This is a genomic window from Flavobacterium aquatile LMG 4008 = ATCC 11947, assembly GCF_000757385.1.
Taxonomy (GTDB): domain Bacteria; phylum Bacteroidota; class Bacteroidia; order Flavobacteriales; family Flavobacteriaceae; genus Flavobacterium; species Flavobacterium aquatile.
In genome coordinates this window covers 342279-365864 of the sequence record NZ_JRHH01000005.1, presented here as the reverse complement: position 1 = coordinate 365864, position 23586 = coordinate 342279, and the positions used below count along the sequence as shown (strand labels likewise).

The window sequence follows — 23586 nt, the reverse complement described above, 5'->3', positions numbered from 1 at the left end:
AAAATACTAAAAATTATTTTATGGATGTGATATTGGTTGTTTTAGGCTTAATTTGTTCTATTCTTGGGCTTTTAGGTAGTTTTTTACCGGCTTTACCTGGCGCTCCATTAAGTTGGATTGGTTTGCTATTATTGTACCTAACCGATTATGTAGAAAATAATTACTGGGTTTTAGGAATAACTTTGCTGCTCACGATTATAGTCTCGATTTTAGATTACACCATTCCAGCGCAAGGTACAAAGAAATTTGGTGGCACTAAATATGGTGTTTGGGGAACCAATATTGGATTGATTGTGGGATTGTTTTTTCCTCCTATTGGTTTTATAATTGGATTATTTGTTGGTGCATTTATTGGCGAACTCATTTATAATTTTCAAGATAAAAAAGGCGCTTTGAAAGCTGCATTTGGTGCTTTTTTAGGATTTCTAGTTTCTAGTTTTATGAAGTTTATGTTGTGTTTCTCTTTTTTAATTTTATTTCTTTTTGTTGCTATTAAGAATTATTAAAAAAAAGGCGCTCAATTACTTGAACGCCTTTTGTGAGCTATTTATTTTGTGACCTATTTCACACTTAATTTTTTGACTACCTTAGAATTATTTTCTGTTACAACTTCTACAAAATAAATTCCTGAATTTACTGAAGATAAATCTATAGTTTCAGAAATTGAATTGGCTTTTACATTCATAATTTGCTTTCCTAAAACGTCATAAACTGAAATTAACGAAATTGTATCTGACCCTGTTTTTAAAGTTACTGTAACAAAATCTGAAGTTGGATTTGGATAGAACACAAAATCACTATTTTCAAATTGATTTATAGCCAAAGCTGCAACAAACTCGGTAGTAAATGTATTTGTAACAATAGCTGGATTAAAATCGAAATATATTGAAGCCGTGTTTGGAATTACGTCACCAACAGCAAAGCCAGGTTTTGGTTTTATTTTAAACATAACATAACCTTTTCCAATGTTTGTGTTGGCTACAGAAACCGGTAATTGAATGTTGTCAAATTCCCAATTTATATTGTTTCCAATTCGATCCATAATATAATTTGGATGACTTGTGCTTACCATTTGCAATGAATTTTCATCAAGTTGAGCATCTAAAACATCGTTAATTCGAACATTAATTGCACTTGCAGTTCCAGTATTTTCAAAACGTATTGTGTAATACAGATAGTCGTTCGAACTGAATGATGAAAACAAAATTTCTTCACCACGAGATTCCATTTTATCGTTTGGATCGTAGGCGTTAACAATTATTTGCGCCAAAGTATTACTATTATTTTCTGTTACTACATCACCAGTTAATGGTATTATCGAAGCAGTATTTGTTAAATATTGTCCCGCGTTAACCGTTGGAATTGTTGGAACTTGCATACTTACTGTAATTGTTCTTACTTCAAATGGCATTAAGTTGGTAAAATTGTAAGTAAATCCAGTAGCCGTTGGTGTTGTTCCTACTTGAGAAATGTTTGTTATAGAAACATTTGAATCCTTATTGAAAGTTAACGTACCCGAAGTTATTGGTTGATTTCCTAAATTGGAATAAATAATTTTATTTTCATAGACAAATCCTGGTCTTGGAGCGTTAAACGGAACAATTGTAACTGCTAAATCATTGTAAGGTTGAACAACCGTAACAGGGAAATCATATGGCGTCATTCCGGCTCCAACCACAACATTTACATTGCTGTAAGTTGAAGTTGTTACATTATACATTGAAGCATACGAAGCATCAACAGTGAAACTTAAATCATAAGAATTTGCTGGATTAATTTCATAAATATTATAAACTCCTGATGGTGAAGCAATATTATGGATTACATCATTATCATTGACTTCGTATTGAAATTGTCCTAATGGAAAATTACTTTCACCGTTGTCTTTAATTCCGTTATTATTAGAGTCTAAAAATGCATTTAATCTTAAACCTGAACAATTAATAGTTCCTGTTGATCCTGACGTTTGTGTGATTTTAATATATCCAGATTGATTTGAAAAATTCGTGGTCATAATTAAATAATATTGTCCTGGCAAAGCATTACTAATTAGTACATTTTCTATTGGTGCTGAAGAATAGCTACAACTTACAATTGTGCTTTCTGATGGTAACCCTGAACCACATGGAGTTACAGGATCTGTAAACGGTCCATAAACAACATAATCAACATCTAAATTATTTGTAGAAAAATTAATATCTGTACTTTGTTGAATCAACAAACCTATTGAGCCAGCAGTACTAACAGGCAAATAAAACCATGTAGGATTTGGTGCACTACCAAGACAACCAGGAGATCCGACAGATGCAGATCCTGTTGTATTACTAAAAGGAACTCCAAGAGCACTACACAATGAATTTGCTTGATTACAAACATAAGCCAAATTACAAATAGCAAAAGCTTTTGCTGCAAAAGTATAAATAACATCGCATCCACCAGGAACGATTTCACGAACGAAAACATTAGTTATTGCTATCGTTGACGCCATGTTTATCGATGATGGATTAGTAAACGGTACTACTTGATTTTGAGCATTAGCCAAACTTGGATAGTATTCTAAAACGTTTGTTGTGCCAATTTGCGCTTGAACGGTAGTGAAATTGAACGAAACTGTTCCGTCATTATTATCATCACAAGCAGTCATATCTGGTAATGATACAACATCAGGAGCAACTAATGCTGTTGAAATGGTAAAAGGATAAATTGAAAACTCTGAAGTTGTATTATTTTCCAATCTAACGAATATTGTTTGAGTGCCAACTGCAATCATACAGTACGGTGAACTTAATGAATTTGTATCCGAATTAGCTTCTGATTGTAAAATGTGGTAAGAAATGGTATATTCGGATGGATTTAACGTTCCAATTACATTAACATTATTATCCGTTAAGTTAAAACAACCAACACCCGAATCGACACATTGTGTTAAATTTTGAGGAAAACCTGGCTGAACGCATTCTATCATCAGCAATTGTACTTCGCCGATAGAGAAACATCCTGTAGCATTTTCTAATCTAAAATAAACCAAAGAATTTCCTGGACTTAAACTTTGATAGCACACCGTATTGTTCATAGCATTTGCTCCTGTAATTGCATCTGAAATGGTTTGATAAAAAGTTACATTATTTGTAGCGATTCCACTTTGAATATTTGGAATTAAACTTTCTAAATTCCAACATGGGAAACTTGTAGCCACACTGTAGCAATTTGTCAAAACTTGATTAGAAACTGTTGGTGGCAGATTAACATTCAATTGATAAGAAACAATTTGAACTTCACTGGTAAGATTATTTACGACACGCGCATAAATTGTTTGCTGAAACGGATTAAAATTGAAATAAGGACTCGAAAGAGAATTCACTCCTAAAGTCGCATCTGTTAAAGTTTCATGATGTGTAACTGTGTAATTTGCGGCGTTTAAACCTTGAAGAATTTCATATGAAATTTCACCTAAATAAAAGGATGAAAATCCGTCACCATTGTCATCACAGACGTTATTAAATGTAGTTGGCTGGCTTAATCCTTGTGCAAAAACAATAAATGTAGAGAACAATAAAGTAATTGAGAGTAGTAGTTTTTTCATTTGGTTGGTTGATTAGTTTGTAATTTTTGGATGCAAAATTTGTTAAAATGTTGCTCACGAGTAAAATACAACGCAAGATACAAATTTTCAATTATTAACAAAGAGAAATTACCGCACAATTTTTTAAAACAATTGTTATTTTAAAAAATCAAAAACTGATCTAAAAAACAAAAAAGCCATCCACAAAAGTGGAAAGCTTTTCATTGGTCTAACTACTAAACCGTGATACGCTTTACAAAGGCGTATCGAAAACAACACAACTACTTTGAATGATTTGCTGAACATTTAACAATTGTTCGCAAATGCATTTCGATTACTTCCTTGGGCAAAAAAGCACCTCATTTCTGAAGTGCTTTTCCCAATTTAGCGGTCTGGACGGGACTCGAACCCGCGACCCCATGCGTGACAGGCATGTATTCTAACCAACTGAACTACCAAACCATCGCTTTATTGCGGTTGCAAATATACACACGTTTTTTGTTTTTGCAACTATTTTTTTATTTTTTTTTAATAAAACTTCAATGAAATCAACCAAAGTTTTGTTTTTCAACTAAGTAGGTAGTAAGAATTTTTTCGAAATTTGCTCCTACATTTACTGGAACGTACTTTATTTTGTTCTGCGCACAGGTTAAAGATAGCTTTTTGAAGTAGTCGGAGACCTTTTTTTCGTATTCTTCTTTGACATTTTCGGCAAAAAGGTTGATTATTTCACCCGATTCTACGTCGATAAACTTTCTTGGCGTGTTGTCAAAATCGAAATTCAGCTCGCGCTTTTCATCAATTACGTGAAAAACTACTACTTTATGCTTATTGTGTTTTAAGTGCTGTAATGCGTTAAAAAGCTGCTCTTCTTTGCCGTCTTGAAACATATCTGTAAAAAGAACAATCATAGAACGGCGATGTACTTTTTCGGCTATTTGATGTAAAAAAGTTATTGTGTTTGTATTTTTTGATTCTTTTGGATTTTCAAGAAGGTTTTCTAGTTGATTTAATAGCATTCTATGATGACGATCACTTCCTTTTTCGGGTGCGTAATATTCAAATTTATCGGAATAGATGCTTAGTCCTACTGCGTCGCGTTGCTTTTTTAATAAACTCATTAAAACGGCCGATGCTAAAACTGAAAATCCGATTTTACTTTCGTAGAAAGGTTCGTTGTCTTTGAGTTTTGGAAAATGCATTGAAGACGAATTGTCTATAATTAAATGACAACGTAGATTGGTTTCTTCTTCGAAACGTTTTGTGTATAATCTGTCGGTTTTGGCGAATAGTTTCCAATCGATGTGTTTGGTACTTTCACCTGTGTTGTACACTTTATGCTCGGCAAACTCGGCAGAAAATCCGTGAAATGGTGATTTGTGCATTCCCGAAATAAAGCCTTCAACAACTTGGTTAGCTAAAAGCTCAAGATGTTTGAAACCAGATATTATTTCTTTTTGTTCTTCTATCTTCATGTATCAAATGTAAATAAAAGTTTAGGAGTTTAAAAGTTTAGAAGTTTAAAAGTTTCACAAAATTGTTTTGAAAATGGATTTTCACAAAAATGAATTACTAATTAGCCCTGATTGCAATGAAAATCTTTTTATTTTTCTTTAAAAATAAAAAATTGTAATGGAAAGCAGGAAAATGGATTGCTGAAAATGCCCGAATGATTCGCTCCAAATAAAAAGGCTCAACTTGCGCTGAACCTTTTTACAACTAACCTAAATTTATTAACTTATTCTAATTTTTTTGGAATTTAAAGCTCACGTCTCCTGCGTAGTAATTGTTTGGATAGGTTACTGGAAATGTTTGTGTAGTTCCGCTAGCATAACCATATCCTGTTATTGAAATATCACCAGATGTAATAGGATAGGTTGCATTGGAAGCATCTGTTCTTCTATGATCGTACCAATCGTTACTGTTGAAAGTTATCATGTATTCTTTGTCTTTTGTTAGTGACAATGCGGTGATTTTTTTAGTAACTTCTACATCTGCTTCAACTGTAATAAGCTCTGTTCTAAGAACAGTTTCGGTGTCTACATCCCAAATTGTAACTCTCATATCGGTATGTGCATCAGGGATTTTTGCAACGATTGCTCTCATTTTTCCGTTAACGGTTGGGATAAATGAATATCCAAACTCATAATCTCCACTGTCTATAAAATCATTTGTTACTTCATTGAAGCCTGCCTCGTTGATGAAAGTTGTTAAAGGATTTACTTGAGGTTCGTCATCGTCTTTACTACAATTAGTGAATACTAATGCTAGTGCTACTAAAAGTGTAGCTTTTAAAAAATTTGTTTTCATTGTTTTGTTTTTTAGTTTTTTAAAGTATTAATTTCTTCTGCAAATTTGAGTCAAGATTTTAAACCATGTAAGAGTAATTACCCTGATTTAAAAAGGGTGTTTTTCCTGTTTTTTTTACTTTAAAAAAGCTATAAAAAAAAGGCCTAACTTTCGTTAGACCTCAACATTTTCTATTTATTTTCTATTATAGTAATGCATCAATTGCATCAGTATATGTTTTCTTTGGAGCAACACCTACTTGACGACCTACTACTTCTCCGTTTTGGAAAATTAACACCGTTGGGATGTTTCTAACTCCGTATTTTGCTGCAAATTCTTGGTTTGCATCTACATCTACTTTTCCTACTACCGCTTTACCTTCGTATTCTGCAGAAACTTCGTCGATAACTGGTCCAACCATTCTACACGGTCCACACCAAGCTGCCCAAAAATCTACTACTACTGGTTTGTCTGATTTTAAAACTACTTCATCAAAAGTAGCATCTGTTATTGCTAATGCCATATCTTTTTTATTTTAATTCATTATTTTAGAGTACAAAGATAAAGAAACATTTTAGTAACCAAATGTAACTTGTATTACTTTTAGCTATTTTTTTATTGCTAGAATTGATTGCTAATTCAATTTAAAATTAACCTGCAACTTCTCTAGTTGCTCCAATAATTCTTTTGAAATTTTAATTTTCAACTTTCTGCTAGGCATTGACAGCTTGGTTACAACACGATTTTCTTCCATTTCTACTGGAGTATTTGAAACAACTTCTTCCTCTATTTCAGTTTCCACATCTAAATTATCAATATCTACTTCAACATCATTATCTACAGGTATTTCGGGTAGTATTGAAGGAATTTCTGGAGTTATTGCTTGAATTTTCTTAGTTCGTTCTATTTCTAAAACATCAAAACTCACTTGATGATCGCCTTCATTGGCTCTGAAAATATCATTTAATTGCTGAATTAAATTTTGATGTAAATCATAAATATCCAGTTGTATTGCAATTTTTTTAGCAAATGTTGGCAAGACATCGGCCAGTAATTTGGCGTCTTGGAAGTTAATTTGAGGATCCGATTTTTTTCCAGTATCTCGATTTACCCAACCGTCTTTCACATGAATTTTGAAATAAATGAACTGATTGTTCACCAAGAAATGACGGAATTTCAAGTATTCTTCGTTGAAAATTCTAAAATCGTGACTTTCGTCATAACCTTCTAGCGTAAACATTGCCCAGTCTTTACCGTTTTTTCCAGTTCGATACTGCACGTTCGTTACAATTCCTCCAAAAGTAAGTGTTTTTCCAACTAAGGATTCTAAACTCTTTAAGTGAGCTAATTTTACATTGCAGAAATATTTCATTTCAAATCGGTAATCGTCAAGCGGATGACCAGAAATGTAAATTCCGACCACTTCTTTTTCTTTTGCTAATTTTTCCATCGTACTCCAATCTTCGCATGGAGGCACAACTGGTTCGGCAATTTGAACATCACTGCTTTCGCCAAATAAACTTACTTGAGATGAATTCTCGTTCTCCTGAAATTTCGATCCATAACGGATGGCTTTTTCTAAAAATGTAATTCCTTCGCCTTCAATATGAAAATATTGTGCTCTATGTGTATCTGTAAAACAATCAAATCCTCCAGCGAAAGCTAGACTTTCAAAGGCTTTTTTATTGGCTGCACGTAAATCTATTTTCTTAGCTAAATCAAATATCGATTTATACGGTGCGTCTTTTCTGTTTTGAACAATGGTATCAACGGCATTTGCTCCAACGCCTTTAACTGCGCCCATTCCGAAACGAACGGCATAATTATCGTTTACTGTAAATTTATAAAATGATTCATTCACATCCGGACCAAGAACGGTCAAACCCATACGTTTACATTCTTCCATAAAGAACGAAACTTGCTTGATGTCGTTCATATTATTAGATAAAACTGCCGCCATATATTCTGCTGGATAATTGGCTTTCAAATATGCCGTTTGATAAGCAATCCAAGCATAACAAGTCGAATGGGATTTATTAAACGCATATTCTGCAAAGGCTTCCCAATCTTTCCAAATTTTTTCTAATTTTTCGGCAGAATGACCTTTAGCTTCGGCTTGAGAAATGAACTTTGGTTTCATTTTATCCAAAACATCACGCTGTTTTTTTCCCATCGCTTTACGCAAAACGTCGGCATCACCTTTGGAGAAATCGGCCAATTTTTGCGACAAAAGCATTACTTGCTCTTGGTAAACTGTTATTCCGTAAGTATCTTTTAATAATTCTTCGCACGCATCTAAATCGTATACAATTTCTTCTTCGCCATTTTTACGTTTAATAAAACTCGGAATATATGCAATTGGACCTGGACGATAAAGTGCATTCATGGCAATTAAATCGGGGAAAACCGTTGGCTTTAATTCCTTCATATATTTTTGCATTCCCGGACTTTCATATTGGAAAATACCAACCGTTTCACCTCGTTGGAAAAGCTCGTACGTCTTTAAATCATCGATAGGAAATGCATCAGGATCAATATCTTTTCCGGTTCTGTATTTTACAAGTTTTACCGTATCTTTTATTAATGTTAGGGTTTTTAATCCCAAGAAATCCATCTTAAGTAATCCGGCACTTTCTACAACGGAGTTATCAAATTGGGTAACATATAAATCAGAATCTTTTGCAGTTGCCACTGGAACGAAATTGGTAATATCGTCTGGTGTGATGATAACACCACAAGCGTGAATTCCGGTATTTCTTAAATTTCCTTCTAATATTTGGGCTTGCTGAATAGTTTCACCACCTAAATCAGATGCTTTTCCAAGTGCAATTAATTCTTTTACTTTATCGAAATCTTCTGGTCGAAGTGCTTTTTTCAGCTTGTCTTCTTCCATAGAAAATATTTTTGCCAAATTCAGATTCAGCGGAATTAACTTTGCAATTTTATCGGCTTCAAATAATGGTAAATCCAAAACTCTTGCCGTGTCACGAACTGATGATTTTGCAGCCATCGTTCCGTAAGTGATAATTTGCGCTACTTGTTTGGAACCGTATTTATTTATTACGTAATCCATTACTTTACTTCGTCCTTCGTCATCAAAATCGATATCAATATCGGGAAGTGAAACCCTATCTGGATTAAGAAAACGCTCAAAAAGCAAATTGTACATCAATGGATCGATATTGGTAATTCCGAGACAATAAGCTACAACAGAACCCGCTGCAGAACCACGACCTGGACCAACAGAAACTTCCATTTTTCTAGCTTCGGCAATGAAATCTTGTACAATTAAGAAATATCCTGGGTAACCTGAATTTTCTATGGTTAATAATTCAAAATCAATGCGTTCTTGAATTTCTAGCGTAATTTCGGCATATCTGCGTTTTGCTCCTTCGTAAGTTAAATGATGTAGAAATTTATTTTCACCACGTTTTCCAGCATCCGATTTATCTTCTTCAACCAGAAATTCCTCTGGAATATCAAATTTTGGAAGTAAAACCTCACGAGCCAGATTGAAAATTTCTATTTTAGCTACAATTTCAGTTATGTTTGAAATGGCTTCAGGCAAATCGGCGAAAAGTTTTTTCATCTCTTCGCTTGACTTGAAATAATATTCTTGATTTGGAAGACCAAAACGATAACCGCGACCACGACCTATTGGTGTAGACTGCTTTTCGCCATCACGAACACAAAGCAAAATATCGTGAGCGTTGGCATCTTGTTTGTCAATGTAAAAGGAATTGTTTGTCGCAACCGTTTTTACATTATGTTTTCTGGCCAAATCAATTAGAGATGAATTCACTCGGTTTTCATCTTCTTGATTGTGACGCATTAACTCGATGTATAAATCGTCACCGAATTGTTCTTTCCACCAAAGTAGCGCTTCTTCGGCTTGATTTTCACCTAGATTTAAAACTTTATTCGGAATTTCACCATACAAACTTCCAGACAAAACAATGATATCTTCTTTGTATTGCTTGATAATTTCACGGTCAATTCTTGGTACATAATAAAATCCGTCGGTGTAAGCAATGGATGACATTTTTGCCAAATTATGATACCCTTTTTTATTTTTTGCAAGTAAGACAATTTGATATCCGTTGTCTTTTCTTGATTTGTCTTTATGATTGTCACACACGAAAAACTCGCAGCCAACAATTGGTTTAATTATAGTTTCTGTTGGAATTTCACCAGCTTCAATTGCAGCTGCATTTTTGGCTTCTGCCGATTTATTGTGGTATAAAATATCGCGGACAAAGTGAAAAACACCCATCATATTTCCGATATCGGTCATGGCAACGGCTGGCATTTTGTTTTTTACTGCTGCCGCTACTAAATCTTTTACAGAAACCGTTGATTGTAAAACCGAAAACTGAGTATGATTGTGAAGATGAACAAACTCTGCATCGATGAGAATTTGCTTATTTTCTGAAAGTGTTTCTTTAGAAATGGGCACATTTCCTTTATCGCCAAATTGCTGACGAATTCTATCGGAAGCTTCTTTGAGATTGATGTGCTTAAGCCCAATTAACTGAATTGATCTAGGATTTTTAAGTTGAAAATCTTCGAAATATTCTGGTTCTACGTCGAGTTCTTCTTTGGTAAAAATTTCTGTACGAATTAATTCTAGGAAACAACGCGTTGTAGCTTCAACGTCGGCAGTTGCATTGTGCGCTTCTGCAAAGGGTTGGTTGAAAAGATATTGATGTAACTCGGTTAATGTTGGAAGTTTGAATTTTCCGCCACGTCCGCCAGGAAGTTTTAAAAGTGATGCTGTAACTTCGGTACAAGTATCTAAAACTGGCATTTGTGTCATTGGAGAATCGACTCCTAATCTATAGAATTCGCAACCCATGATGTTTACGTCGAAACCTACATTTTGTCCAACAATAAACTTCGTTTTAGAAAGTGCAATGTTGAACTTTTCTAAAACTTCTTGTAATGAAATTCCGTCTTGTTGCGCTAATTCGGTTGAAATTCCGTGAATTCTTTCGGCATCGTATGGAATATTGAAACCTTCTGGTTGCACCAAATAGTCTTGATGCTCGATAAGATTTCCCATTTCGTCGTGCAGTTGCCAGGCAATTTGTATACATCTTGGCCAGTTGTCTGTGTCAGAAATTGGTGCGGCCCATTTTTTGGGCAATCCAGTGGTTTCGGTATCGAATATTAAATACATACTTTATAAAATTCCAAATTATAAATTCCAAATTCCAATTGTAACCGCCTTTATTTTGGGATTTGGAATTTGATTTTTGGGATTTATCAAAAGTACGTTTTAATGAATTATTTGTCAATTTTAGTTATTAACAAAAGGAGAAAAGGATTGCTGACTAGCCCTGATGCAAGGGAAAAGCTCCCGATTTTTATCGGGACTTTGGAAAGGCAGCAGGAATATGGATTGCTGATAAATCCCGAGCCGTTCGCTCCTGAACAAAAAAAAACCACTCGATTTCTCGAATGGTTTTCTGTATATAATTTAGTTTGAAACTAGTATCTTCCTCTGTTTCCACCACCATTATTGTCTCTATTTCCGCCACCGTAGCTTCCGCTACCGCCACCGCGAGAATTTCCACCACCATTGTAACCACCACCACTTGGACGGTTGTTAGAAAAAGATTTTCTTTCTCCTTCTGGTTTTGGTTCTGATTTGTTAACTACAATTGTACGACCGTCAACAGTTGCGCCGTTCAATTCAGTTATTGCTTTTTCAGCTTCTTCATCACTGTCCATTTCAACAAAACCGAATCCTTTACTTCTTCCAGTAAATTTATCAGTAATGATTTTAACAGAACTTACAGATCCGTACACTTCAAAAGACTCTCTTAAATCTGCTTCCTCTATACTCCAAGGAAGACTTCCAACAAAAATATTCATAATTTTATTTTAAAATTCCTGTCAAAGGTAAGCTAAATAAATATGTAAACTACTATTAAATAGGTTTTTATTAACTAAAATAAAAAAATCACCTCTTTTTGGGAGGTGATTAGATATGAGGATTTAAATTGTTTCTTGTTATGGTTCTGGAATTAATGGCAACTTATAAAATGCACCATATTGAAAATTAACTAATTCGTTCCCAAACGGATTGTTTAGTGTGTTTTCTGCATTGAATTTAAACTTACCTGTTACAGTATTGTTGGCACTTTCTGTGATTTCAATAAGTCCGTTACCAATATCTATACCTGTTGTGTAAAAAACTTCATTACCATCGAATGAATTAGTATATGTTGCTACTTTACTTACAGATGTTCCTAGTGGATACAATCCTACGTCTGTACTTGTAGTTCTTAAAACTACTTCTTCTCCTTGAGCTAATGCTACAATTCTTAGCGCTCCTGATGTTGATTTATATGCTTTTACATCTAAACCTTTAAACAAAACATCATCGCGAAAAGCTTGAAAACCTGGATCATTATTAAACTTAACTTCTTCTTGACAAGAACTTAATGTTAGCAAAACTACGATAAGGGAAAATAATTTCTTCATTTTAAATTTAATTTACAAGCACAAAAATAGTTTTTTTAGTGATTTGACCTACTTTTTTTAACTAAATTTCAAATAAAAACTATTTTTTTGATTGGTATTAGTTTGAATGGAAAAGTTTTATATCTTTGCACCCTTAATTAATCGAGGTCGAGAACCTCAAAATTTAATCAAAAGATTATGTCAGTAAAAATTAGATTACAAAGACACGGTAAAAAACAAAGACCTTTTTACTGGATCGTAGCGGCTGATGCTCGCTCAAAAAGAGATGGTAAATTCTTAGAGAAATTGGGAACTTACAATCCAAACACAAATCCTGCTACTATTGATTTAAACCTTGACCAAGCTGTTCAATGGTTACACAATGGAGCTCAACCAACAGATACTGCAAGAGCAATTCTTTCTTACAAAGGTGCTTTATTGAAACATCACCTTGATGGTGGAGTTCGTAAAGGTGCTTTAACTCAAGAGCAAGCTGATGCAAAATTAACTGCTTGGATTGATGAAAAAGCTGGAAAAGTTGATGCTAAAAAAGAAGGATTGACTAAAAAACAAGCTGAAGCTAAAGCTAAAGCGTTGAAAGCTGAACAAGCTGCAAACGAAAAAAGAGTAAATGCTGCTGCTGAAGCTGCAAAAGCTGACGAAGTAACAGAAGAAGTTGTTGAAGAAACTGCTGAAGTTGTTGCCGATGCTGAAACTCCTGCTGTTGAAGAAGCACCAGCTGCTGAAGAAGCTAGCGAAGAAACAGAAGCTTAATACCTAGCGATAATGCGTAAAGAAGATTGTTTCTATCTAGGCAAAATCGCGAAGAAATTTAGTTTCAAAGGTGAAGTTCTTATCTATTTAGATACTGACGAACCTGAGTTATATGAAGATATGGAATCGATTTTTGTTGAATTCAACAAAAATTTGATTCCATTTTTTATTGAAAATTCTTCCCTTCATAAAAATGACTTTCTTAGAGTCAAATTTGAAGATGTTGATAATGAAGAGCAAGCCGACGAAATTATCAACTGCGAAGTCTATCTTCCTATTTCGATGTTGCCAAAACTGGAAGGCAACAAATTTTATTTTCACGAGGTTATTGGTTTTGAAATTGAAGACAAACGTTTGGGTGTTTTCGGAAAAATTGTTTCTATCAATGATTCTTCGGCGCAACCTTTATTTGAAGTTGTAAATGGTTCTGTAGAAATTCTTGTTCCAATGATTGATCAGTTTTTGGTTAAAATTGATAGAGAAAACAAGAAAGTAATTATGGACTTGCCGGAAGGTTTGGTGGAAATGTACCTTTAATTAGATTTTTAGATTGTTGGATTTTTAGACTACTTAGATCATATCCTTTTCAAAAAAAATGTCAACATTCAATTTTAAAAAATTTTCGGTTAATCAAGATAAATGTGCTATGAAAATTGGTACTGATGGTGTCTTGCTTGGCGCTTGGTGTCCTGTTGATAACAATCCTTTTTCGGTTTTGGATATTGGTGCTGGGACTGGGATTTTGTCTTTAATGCTTGCGCAAAGAAGTCATGCCGAACAGATTGATGCTTTGGAAATTGACGAAGATGCGTATGAACAATGCGTTGAGAATTTTGAAAATTCGCCTTGGAGCGATCGTTTATTTTGTTTTCATGCAGGTTTGGATGAGTTTGTTGATGAACCCGAAGACGAATATGATATTATAATTTCCAATCCACCATTTCATTCTGAAAATTATAAAACAGATGATTCTCAAAGAGATTTAGCGCGATTTCAAGATGCTTTGCCTTTTGAAGAATTGATTGAAGCTGCTGATTTATTATTATCTGAAAACGGAATTTTCGCCGTTATTATTCCTTACAAAGAAGAAGAGCGATTTATAGATTTGTGTGCTCAAGTAGAACTTTTTCCTGTGAAAGTTACTCGTGTAAAAGGAACTCACACTACACCAATCGTTAGAAGTTTATTGGCTTTTAAACGATACGAACTTTCAGTATTGACTGCAGATGAACTAGTTATTGAAATTAGTCGCCATGAATATACAGACGAATATATAGAGTTAACAAAGGATTTTTATTTGAAAATGTAAAATGAAAATCACAATTAACACTTCTTTATTACATTAAAAAAGTAAAATCTGATAATTTTATTCGCTGTAACCAAAATCCTCTATTTTGAAGCTAAAATTATCTTTACTTGTACTTCTTTTTACCTTTTTTCAAAGTTTTTCACAAACAGAACGCTATGTTCAAGGCAGAGTTGTTTCAAATGAAATGGCAGTTGCATCTGTTGATATTATTAACTTGAATACAAAAGCAAGTACGACTTCTGACAAGAACGGAAATTTTAAAATCGCAGCAACTGTTTTTGAAACGCTTATATTTATTTCTGAAGCATATTATGATACTAAAGTAAAAATCACACATGAAAACGTTGCTAAAAATCTCATCATCAATTTAACAAAAAAACCTATCGAACTTGACGAAGTAAAAGTTGAGGATAAAACACAATTTAAAGTGCCTGTTGGTTACAACGATATTAAAATGGCTGGAATTGAAAAAGCACAAACTACACCAAAAGTAGTTGGCGTTTATACTGGCGAAATGGTCAATGGTATGGACTTTGTTCAAATAGGAAAATCGATATGGAAGTTACTAAAAGGCAAAAAGAAAAAGCAAGTCACTAAAGAAGAAGAAATCGACTATGAACAGTTTATAGAATCGGTTTTTAATGAAGAATTCTTTGTTAAAACCTTACAATTAAAACCTGACCAAATTCAGTTATTTCTTGATTATTGCTTAGCAGACGACAAGGTCTTAGAAGTTATTAGTAACAAAAATAAATTTGAAATGATGAATGTTTTAATTTCTAAAAACGAGGAATACAAAAAGATAAAATAAACAATTATCTGTTGAAAATGCCTCTAAATTGATACAACAATCGCTCGATTAATCTCAAATCTTCTGTAACAATATCAGCAGAACCAACCATTTCTTGACGGAAATTGATTTTCTTTTTATAGGAAGTTTCCAATCCGTTTGGAAGTGAAACATCTAGTAGTAAATTCCCATCTTTATCGGCCGTATCAGAAATGGATTGTATCTTTCCTTTTAAAACACCAAATTCAACATCAGGATAATTGGCAAGGCGAATGTTTACTTCTTGTCCGACTCTAATTTTACCAGAATTTTGAGCGCTTGCTTTTACTTTTCCGACATAATTATTTCTATTTGTGGGAACTACAACAAAAACCTCATCTCCAGAATTCACCGTTTGATTGACCGACCAAATTTGTAAAAAGTTAATTTGACCCTCGATATCAGAGTGTAAAACGTAGTTCAGTTCCCATTCTTTAATAGCTTTTTTTAACTGGAAAAATGCTTGCAAAACATTTCGCTCCAGATTACTATTCTCTTTACTTTCGTTAATTCTTGTAGCTTTACTATTTCTATTTAAGTCGTTTATGGATGATTTTAATTGTGAAATCGTACTCAAAACACTCTTGAAATTTTTCTGTGACTGCAAATATTTTAGACGTTCTCTTTCTATTTCTTGCGATGCAATAATTCCTTTTTTGAACAACGCTTCATATCGATCTAAATCATTTTTTTGCAGTTCTAATTCACTTTGGGTAATTTGCCTTTGAGATTCAAGTAAACTTAATCGTTCCTTTAATTGAATCGCTTCATAACTTTGCGCGTCACCTTCAATTTTATAAGGTTGCAAATTGGAATTCAAGTTATCGATACTGTATTCCTTTTGAAAAAGAGCAAAAGAACTTTCAATTTCACCCAATTGCGCTTCGTTTAATTTTTCGAAAGGAAAAGAATTCTTCTTAATGTCAATTGATTCAACAATACTTTTAAGCAGAAAAACATCTTTGTAATTCGCTGAATTTTCTATCACCGCTAATGGTGCATTTTTAGAAACTGTAGCTTTATTATTCACTAAAATAGCCTCAATTCTACCCGATGCTTTTGCCATCAATTTTTGTGGTGGAATATTGGTTGTAATACTTATTTGAGACGAAATAATATCTGGGTATTTTATCAACCACGACAGAAATATCAGCAACATAAAAATCATCAAAACCACCAATGAACCCCATCGAATTAACCAATGCGGAACACGAGTAAGAATTTCTTGAACTTCTTCGCTTCTAAGTTGGAAGTCAGAAGATGGAAGTTGGGAGTTTACCCTAGATGAACTATCACTTTTTTGTTTATCAATTGGCATTTTTTACTTTATTTTTAAATGCAATCATCATATTCATAAGATTGAATGCTGCATCATAATTTTTACTAAACTCATCTTCTTCGATGTAATTTCTCCTTTTTGCTTTATGTAAACAAGTAACAACTTCAGCTAATGATCGAACAGAATATCCTAAAAACCTATTATACTCGGCATTAGATTGTTCTATCGAACCTTCAGCAATATTTAATGCAATAGAATCAGAAGCTCTCATTATTTGAGAAGATAAATTATAAATTTCCTTTTGAGGGAAATTGGAAGTCATCAAGTTAATTTCTTCCCCAAAATCCATTGCCTTCTGCCAAATAATAAGTTTTTCAAATTTAAAGCTCATACCACTATTTTAAGTTTCAACAAATCTATATATCTCTCACAATCTTTCATCTTTCATCTTTCATCTTTCATCTTTCATCTTTCATCTTTCATCTTCCATCTTCCATCTCCCATCTTCCAACTTCCAACTACTTCCCTAATTGCAATTGATTTTTAACTAATTTAAAATAGCTTCCTTGTAAATTAACTAATTCCTGATGGTTTCCAACTTCTACAATTTTACCTTTTTCAAGAACTACAATTTGGTCTGCATTCATTACCGTACTTAGTCGATGCGCTATTACAACAACTGTTTTATCCTTAAAGAAAAAATTTAATTTCTCCATAATTTCCTTTTCGTTATTGGCATCAAGTGCGCTTGTTGCTTCGTCAAAAAATAACATTTCTGGATTTTTATAAACAGCTCTTGCGATAAGTAAACGTTGCTTTTGACCCGTACTCATTCCGATACCTTCCATTCCGATTTTGGTATTAAAACCTAATGGATAATCTTCAATAAAATCTTTGATATTAGCAACGTCTGAAGCATATTTCAATCGCTCTTTGTTGATGTTGGTAACTCCAATGGCAATATTATTGGCAATGGTATCACTAAAAATATAGCCTTCTTGCATCACTGTTCCAACGTGATTTCGCCAGGTCTTTTGTGCTATGCTTTTAAGTGCCGTTTTATGAACTGAAATCTCTCCTTGATTGGGTTCGTAAAATTTTAGCAATAATTTCATTAGTGTGGTTTTACCGCTTCCACTTGTTCCTACAATTGCTGTAATTTTATTGGCTGGAATGGTCAAATTTAAATCATCCAAAACATTGACATCCGAACCGGTGTATTTAAAAGATAGATTTTTAATTATGATGTCACTGTTTTCCGGAATTTCATGCGTTTGCGAATCTTCGTGCTGCGTTTCATCTTCTTTTTCGTGAATTTCAGATAAACGAGCTAACGATATTTTAGCATCTTGAGCTTCACGAATAAAACTTATCAGTTGAATAATTGGACCATTTAAACCTCCAACAATACTGCTAATTGCCATCATCATTCCTAGCGTAATTGTGCCATCAATTACCAATTTTGCAGATAAAAAGATAATAATTATGTTCTTTAATTCGTTGATGAAATTCGAACCAATAGATTGCGTTTGTTCTAACACTAAACCTTTCATAGAAACTCTAAACAGACGTGCTTGAATGTATTCCCAACCCCAACGTTTTTGCTTTTCGGCGTTGTGAAGTTTGATTTCTTGCATTCCATTGATGAGTTCGATTACCTTACTTTGTTCTTGAGAAACTTCAGAAAATCGTTTGTAGTCTAATTTCTCTCTTCGTTTTAAAAACAAAATCACCCAAAGAAAATAGCAAAAACTACCTATAAAAAACACAGCAAATATTTTCAAATTGTAATACGCCAAAACGCCACCCATAATAAACATATTGATTACCGAAAACAAAACGTTGAGTGATGATGTGGTGAGAATTCGTTCAATTCGATGGTGATCATTGATACGTTGCATGATATCGCCAGTCATTCTAACATCAAAAAATGAAATAGGTAAATTCATTAATTTGATAAAAAAATCAGAGATTAATGCGATGTTTATTCTTGCTGAAAGATGTAGTAATATCCAACTTCGAATGAGTTCTAAAGCTGTTTTTCCAAGAAATAAAAATAGTTGTGCAAATAAAACAATGTATATAAAATGAATATTTTGATTTTTAATACCAACATCTACAACACTTTGCGTTAAAAAAGGCAAAATTAATTGGAGTAAACTTCCAGCTAATAATCCAAAAACCAATTGAAGAATATATGATTTATAAGGAACGATGTATTTAAACAGAAGATTGAAACCAAACGATTTATTATCTTCTAAGTCAAATTCTGATTGATGCAATTTAGGCGTTGGTTCTAATAAAAGTGCAATACCTTCATAGGTATTTTCATCAGAATTATTGCCAATCCAAAATTTAAGAAATTCTTCTTTGCTGTATTCTATTAATCCAATTGCTGGATCAGAAATGTAGTATTTGTTTTTCTTGATTTTGTAAAGAACTACATAATGTTCTTTATTCCAATGCAAAATGCAAGGCAATGGTGCTTCTTGTAGTTTGTTTAAATCAAGTTTTACACCTAGACTTCTAAAGCCAATTTTCTCTGAAGCATCAGACAAGAATAATAGATTACTGCCGTCTCTATTGGTTTCTGAAAGTGTTCGTAGCGTTTGAATGTTTAAAACTTTACCGTAAAATTTGGCGATAATTTTTAAACACGTTGGTCCGCAATCTTTGGAATCGGCTTGAATGTAGGTTGGGAATTTACTCAAAAATGTTTGTTTTAACAAAAATAGTTATTAGATTTAAAAAAAGAGAGGAAATTAATAATTTCCTCTCTTAAAAAATTTTCTATCCAGGAAATTCTATACAATTAGGAGTTCCGATAACGTAGCAAATGTCATCAGCTGCACAACAATGTCCGCTTTGACACGGAATATATACACCATTTTGTTTGCATGTTCTCAATCCACCAACAACAGATTTTAATTGATTTTTAGTAAGCTCTTGAGCTCCTTTCAAATTTAAAATTGATTTTTTCATAATAATAAAGTTTATTTTTTTGATTGTACTCAAGCCTTTAAAGTCAGTTGAGTTTCTGACTATCGTTGCAACAATATTTTTTTAATTGAAGAACTAAATAGTAATTCAACAATTCTAATTTACACGCTTTTTTAAAACATTTGTTGGCTCTTCTTCACGTAGATTTCTAGCATCCTTCTCAGTTTTACAGGTTTTTAATTCTTCATTGAGAAATTTCTGTACATTTTTTAAGAGCTCCTCTGCTCCAGAAATATTTAATATTACTTTTTTCATAATAAAAGATTTAGGGTTATTTTTTAATTATGTTTTAAACAATTTTTATTACACTAACTAAATTGCATGTGAAATGTAAGTTGTTCCTTCTTGACTACTATCTACAAAATCATTTAAAAAATAATGAAGTTCGGCGATAGTATATTGATCTGATAAAATTTTAGAATTGACTATTTTCACTGGACTATAATTAAAATCGTTGTTTAAACACCAGTTGTATTGAGACAAAATTTGATTATCAACTCTAGAGCTCATCTCCTCATTTGCCCACTTAGTTAACCAACTATCCAAATCCATTTTTTTAATATGCCAATCAATTATAGCCTCAAGAACATTATTATTGTTTTTAATATTAATGTTTAATAAATTTTGAACTACAGCCAAATAAGGATTCTCACCATTATTTGGGTTTATGTTAAATAAAATTTTGACCTCAACTTTTGATTGATATTTTAGAAATAAATTATAAGCATCTTCAAAAGCGGTATGGCAATGTGGACAAGATGGGCTTATGAATAAAGTAAGTTTTAGTTTTGCACTAGAATTGCCAAATGTTATTCCTTTCAATTCCTTAAAACCAAATAGAGATTGAATTGGTTTTGATAATGAATCGAATATTTTAAAATTTCTTTTAAATCGGATTAATTCTGCAATTTTTTTGGTGGATTGAATTTTACTTTCTATCAATGGACTAATAAAATACCAAGATGTGAACATAAATGCTAAAGAAAAAAAGTAATAATATCCATTAAAAAAAATCGCTACAATAGAATTTGTTTGATAAAAAAACAAAAAAGCACTACTTTGAATTACTAATAAAAATGAAATTATTAAACAAAGTGTACACCATTTTTTAATAACTACCTTTTGCAACCAAATAGAATAGATTACAATGGGAATAGCAAGAGTGCTTACCAAAGAAATAATGTAAATAGATTGATTGGGATTTAATAAAAGAGAAAATAAATTGGTCGTAAAAAACACTATTGTTAAATCTGAGAAACTAAAAGAACCACCTATTTTTCCATTTTTGGATTGAATAACCGAATTACAGGATGTTTCATTACCACTACAAATTTTGGATGTAATTTCGTTTTTTATTCCAAATTTTTCCTGAAGAATAAATACACTAAATACAATTCCAATCACAGAAGTTATCATAAAAGTAAGAGAGAAATAATTGAATCCAAAGTACATGAATGCTCCACCAATTGATATTAATCCAAAAATAAATATCAAAATACTTTCTGTTTTGAAACTAAATTTTACCGTATCAATTTTAAGATTTTCGTTGGGTTCAATAGCTACAATGATTCCATTCCACTCATCAAAAAATTGATTTGTAGTAACCATTCTTCTATCACCATTTTCATAATTTATTTTTATTAATTCTTTCGATTTATCTACCAAAACAATTTCATCATTGCAGTTGGCTAAAAAAATATTGGGCAATTCTGGAAATTGTTCTTTTGGAATTTTTGCTGCTACATTTTCAATTCCGAGTGCATCAAAAGAATCGGTAATTGAAAATAAACTCGGAAAATTTGGATGAGAGTAATATAAATCTTCAAAGCTTTCTTGAGCGTTTGAGTATTGATTTAAATCTAAATATTTTTTTATTAAGCTAATCATGACGATTGAATTTTAAAAAAGTTTATTGCCATTTCTACAACAAATATTCTTTTTTTAATTAATTAAAAAAAGAATATACGTTCACAATTTACAAATTGTGAAAGCAAAATAAATAATTTAAAAAACTAATTATCAGTTAATTATATCAATAAATTGATTGTTCAAGTTAGCAAAAACCATAATCTAGTTTATGGCTTCTTTTAATATTTACTTTTGAAAAATCCAAATCTTTAAAAACAAAAAACATGAAAAATCAAAAATTAAATTTCGCAGATTTCCAAGTAAATCAATTATCAAAAGAAGTATCTAAAAGCATTTCTGGAGGAAAAAGAATTGTAACTATTTACATAGATGTAAATGGAAATTGGTACAATGCAGATGGCGAACCAATACAAAATACCGGAAACGGAAGTGGTATTTTTCAAGATGTTGAATATGTTTTCATTCAACGATAATTATTAATATTAGTCTAATCTTTTAATAAATTGAGCAGGAGTTACTCCTGTTCTTTTATTAAAAGATTTACTAAAAGAAATTGCATTTTTAAAGCCTACGCTTTCGGCCAATGCTTGTGTAGAATATTTTCTATAAGTAGGATTATTGATTATTTCCTTAATGATATAATTAATTTTTAGCTCGTTTGCATATTCACTAAACGTCTTTCCGAATCGTTTATTAACTATATATGAAAGGTAAGTGGTGTTGGTTTTTATCTTCTTTGCAACAGTTTGCTGGTTAAAATCGGGATTCAAATAAAATAATTTCTTCTCTAGAATAAGTAATTTTTTTACAATTTCTTCCTCTTTTACATCATCAATATTAATAGACTGACTACTTTTTACAATCTGTTCTTTTAATGTAATTTCTTCAATTTTTGTATCTAACAAGAGCTCGCTTTCTTTATTTGTTGCACTAAATTCACTAATAAGTTGTTGCACTTTAGCATCAATGAGTTTTTTTTCTCGTATGGTTTTTAATAAATAGCCGACTAAAAATAAAAAAACAGCGATAATAAATCCATATAATATCCTTTTAAATAGCCAAATGTCTTTGTATTTATCTTGAATTTCATCCATATCTTTTTTAATCATCAAACTTTCAATATCAAAATTCACATCAATTTTATTCTGATTTAATTTTGATTCAAATTCTTCTCTTTTTGACAGATAAATAGTAGAATGATGCAATGCATTTTCTGGATCATTCTTTAAATCAAATAATTTTGCCTGATAATAATTGGATTTTATGTACTCTAATTCACCCAAAGCATCTTTATTGTAAATCGAATCTACTTTCTGAAAACAAGCTTCAGCTTTTTCATACTGCTTCATCTCATAATATAATTCACCAAGATTGAAAGTAGTGTTATAAAAAGTTCTAGACGAATTATTTTCTTTAGAAAAAGATAAAATATCAAAATATATTTTCTCTGCTTCTTTGTAATTTTTCTTTAAATAATAAATTGTGGCAATGTTATTTTGAGCACTTAACTTATTATTGTTTAAGTTTTTAGAGAATGTTATTGTTTTTTTATAGTAATACAAAGCAGAATCCAAAACAGCAACTTCAGATTTTTTATCAGAATGTATTTTGTAATACGCATATCCTAAATTAAGAAATAAAGTACTTTTATTATTAAAAAAATCTTCCTCGGTGAACTTGAATTCATTACTATCTAATATTCTATTTGAATTTTTTAAAATAGAAATAGCCAACTTATTATTACCTACTTGACTATAAATTAAGGCACTATTACTATCCGTTTTTAAAATTTGCTTGAAGTCATCAATCTGTTCCGATAATTTTCTAGCTTTCTTATATTTTAATAAAGCTTCATTTAATTTTTCTCGTTTCCAATTGATTAAACCTCCGTAATTCAGTAATATAGAATGAATTCGAACTTTTTCATTAGATGCTAAACTTTTGTCTAAAAAATTAAATGCTTGCTTGTAGTAAAAATTCGATTGTAAAGTATCTCCTTTAATTTGATATAAATACGATTTTAAGCCTTTGGCAAAAGCTTTATGTAATGAATTACTTGATTTTTCTATTTTATTGGCGCAAGTAAAAGAGCTATCAACATTAGAATTAATAAATCCTCTTGCTTTCTCTTCTAGCGACAAATATTCGCCATTTGACAGACCTTTTTCTTGAGAATATATAAGGTTTGCCATTAAAAACAATAATGT

The 23586-nt window shown here is 32.0% G+C and carries 20 protein-coding genes and 1 tRNA gene; 6 read left to right on the top strand and 15 right to left on the bottom strand.

The window, feature by feature from the left end; genetic code table 11:
• Positions 1–20: 20 nt before the first annotated feature.
• Entirely contained in the window at positions 21–506 is a 486-nt protein-coding gene (locus LG45_RS13520; protein ID WP_035128441.1) for a DUF456 domain-containing protein, read from the top strand.
• A 53-nt stretch (positions 507–559) separates the two neighbouring features.
• On the opposite strand, the gene LG45_RS13515 is transcribed toward LG45_RS13520, so the two are convergent.
• The 8 genes from LG45_RS13515 to LG45_RS13475 form a co-directional block, all read right to left on the bottom strand.
• Positions 560–3583, bottom strand: a complete 3024-nt coding sequence (locus LG45_RS13515) for a T9SS type A sorting domain-containing protein (protein ID WP_052087595.1) — start codon at positions 3581–3583, stop codon at positions 560–562.
• A gap of 367 nt (positions 3584–3950) precedes the next feature.
• A tRNA-Asp gene (locus LG45_RS13510) sits at positions 3951–4024 on the bottom strand.
• Between the two features lie 86 nt (positions 4025–4110).
• Positions 4111–5037, bottom strand: coding sequence for a DUF58 domain-containing protein (locus LG45_RS13505; protein ID WP_035128035.1), 927 nt, complete (start codon positions 5035–5037; stop codon positions 4111–4113).
• 268 nt (positions 5038–5305) lie between these two features.
• A complete protein-coding gene (locus tag LG45_RS13500) occupies positions 5306–5872 on the bottom strand; it encodes a PQQ-binding-like beta-propeller repeat protein (RefSeq protein WP_052087594.1) in 567 nt (188 codons plus the stop codon).
• A 184-nt stretch (positions 5873–6056) separates the two neighbouring features.
• Complete coding sequence (gene trxA / locus LG45_RS13495) at positions 6057–6374, bottom strand: thioredoxin (protein WP_035128033.1); 318 nt, start codon at positions 6372–6374, stop codon at positions 6057–6059.
• Positions 6375–6485: 111 nt separating this feature from the next.
• Complete coding sequence (gene dnaE, locus LG45_RS13490) at positions 6486–11030, bottom strand: DNA polymerase III subunit alpha (protein ID WP_035128031.1); 4545 nt, start codon at positions 11028–11030, stop codon at positions 6486–6488.
• A gap of 311 nt (positions 11031–11341) precedes the next feature.
• Positions 11342–11728 (bottom strand): RNA recognition motif domain-containing protein, encoded by a 387-nt coding sequence (locus LG45_RS13480; RefSeq protein ID WP_035128028.1) that lies wholly within the window; start codon positions 11726–11728, stop codon positions 11342–11344.
• 138 nt (positions 11729–11866) lie between these two features.
• Positions 11867–12340 carry a DUF6252 domain-containing protein gene (locus LG45_RS13475; RefSeq protein ID WP_035128027.1) on the bottom strand — a complete coding sequence of 158 codons (474 nt, stop codon included), beginning with the start codon at positions 12338–12340 and terminating at the stop codon, positions 11867–11869.
• A gap of 177 nt (positions 12341–12517) precedes the next feature.
• Between LG45_RS13475 and LG45_RS13470 the strand changes: the two genes are divergently transcribed.
• From LG45_RS13470 to LG45_RS13455, 4 genes are all read left to right on the top strand, one after another.
• On the top strand, positions 12518–13093 hold the full coding sequence (locus LG45_RS13470) for a 30S ribosomal protein S16 (protein ID WP_035128025.1): 576 nt from the start codon (positions 12518–12520) through the stop codon (positions 13091–13093).
• Between the two features lie 12 nt (positions 13094–13105).
• Entirely contained in the window at positions 13106–13630 is a 525-nt protein-coding gene (gene rimM / locus LG45_RS13465) for a ribosome maturation factor RimM (protein ID WP_035128023.1), read from the top strand.
• Positions 13631–13688: 58 nt separating this feature from the next.
• Positions 13689–14402, top strand: a complete 714-nt coding sequence (locus LG45_RS13460; RefSeq protein WP_035128021.1) for a tRNA1(Val) (adenine(37)-N6)-methyltransferase — start codon at positions 13689–13691, stop codon at positions 14400–14402.
• A gap of 85 nt (positions 14403–14487) precedes the next feature.
• Positions 14488–15213, top strand: coding sequence for a carboxypeptidase-like regulatory domain-containing protein (locus LG45_RS13455; RefSeq protein WP_035128020.1), 726 nt, complete (start codon positions 14488–14490; stop codon positions 15211–15213).
• Positions 15214–15217: 4 nt separating this feature from the next.
• On the opposite strand, the gene LG45_RS13450 is transcribed toward LG45_RS13455, so the two are convergent.
• The 6 genes from LG45_RS13450 to LG45_RS13430 all read right to left on the bottom strand — a co-directional run bounded on the left by LG45_RS13450 (position 15218) and on the right by LG45_RS13430 (position 21397).
• Positions 15218–16549: an HlyD family secretion protein gene (locus LG45_RS13450; protein WP_052087593.1), complete on the bottom strand. Its 1332-nt coding sequence runs from the start codon at positions 16547–16549 to the stop codon at positions 15218–15220.
• Positions 16539–16901: a four helix bundle protein gene (locus tag LG45_RS13445; protein WP_035128018.1), complete on the bottom strand. Its 363-nt coding sequence runs from the start codon at positions 16899–16901 to the stop codon at positions 16539–16541. Before LG45_RS13445 ends, LG45_RS13450 begins: the two co-directional genes overlap by 11 nt.
• Positions 16902–17028: 127 nt before the next feature.
• The gene (locus LG45_RS13440; RefSeq protein WP_035128433.1) at positions 17029–19221 is read right to left on the bottom strand and encodes a peptidase domain-containing ABC transporter; all 2193 of its coding nucleotides are present in this window, start codon (positions 19219–19221) and stop codon (positions 17029–17031) included.
• 79 nt (positions 19222–19300) lie between these two features.
• Positions 19301–19492, bottom strand: coding sequence for a cupin domain-containing protein (locus LG45_RS13435; RefSeq protein ID WP_035128017.1), 192 nt, complete (start codon positions 19490–19492; stop codon positions 19301–19303).
• A 114-nt stretch (positions 19493–19606) separates the two neighbouring features.
• The gene (locus tag LG45_RS16490; RefSeq protein WP_165570808.1) at positions 19607–19765 is read right to left on the bottom strand and encodes a hypothetical protein; all 159 of its coding nucleotides are present in this window, start codon (positions 19763–19765) and stop codon (positions 19607–19609) included.
• Between the two features lie 57 nt (positions 19766–19822).
• Positions 19823–21397 carry a vitamin K epoxide reductase family protein gene (locus tag LG45_RS13430; protein WP_035128015.1) on the bottom strand — a complete coding sequence of 525 codons (1575 nt, stop codon included), beginning with the start codon at positions 21395–21397 and terminating at the stop codon, positions 19823–19825.
• Positions 21398–21642: 245 nt separating this feature from the next.
• Between LG45_RS13430 and LG45_RS13425 the strand changes: the two genes are divergently transcribed.
• Positions 21643–21852, top strand: coding sequence for a hypothetical protein (locus LG45_RS13425; RefSeq protein WP_035128014.1), 210 nt, complete (start codon positions 21643–21645; stop codon positions 21850–21852).
• Between the two features lie 9 nt (positions 21853–21861).
• On the opposite strand, the gene LG45_RS13420 is transcribed toward LG45_RS13425, so the two are convergent.
• Positions 21862–23571 (bottom strand): AraC family transcriptional regulator, encoded by a 1710-nt coding sequence (locus tag LG45_RS13420; protein WP_052087592.1) that lies wholly within the window; start codon positions 23569–23571, stop codon positions 21862–21864.
• Positions 23572–23586: the final 15 nt, after the last annotated feature.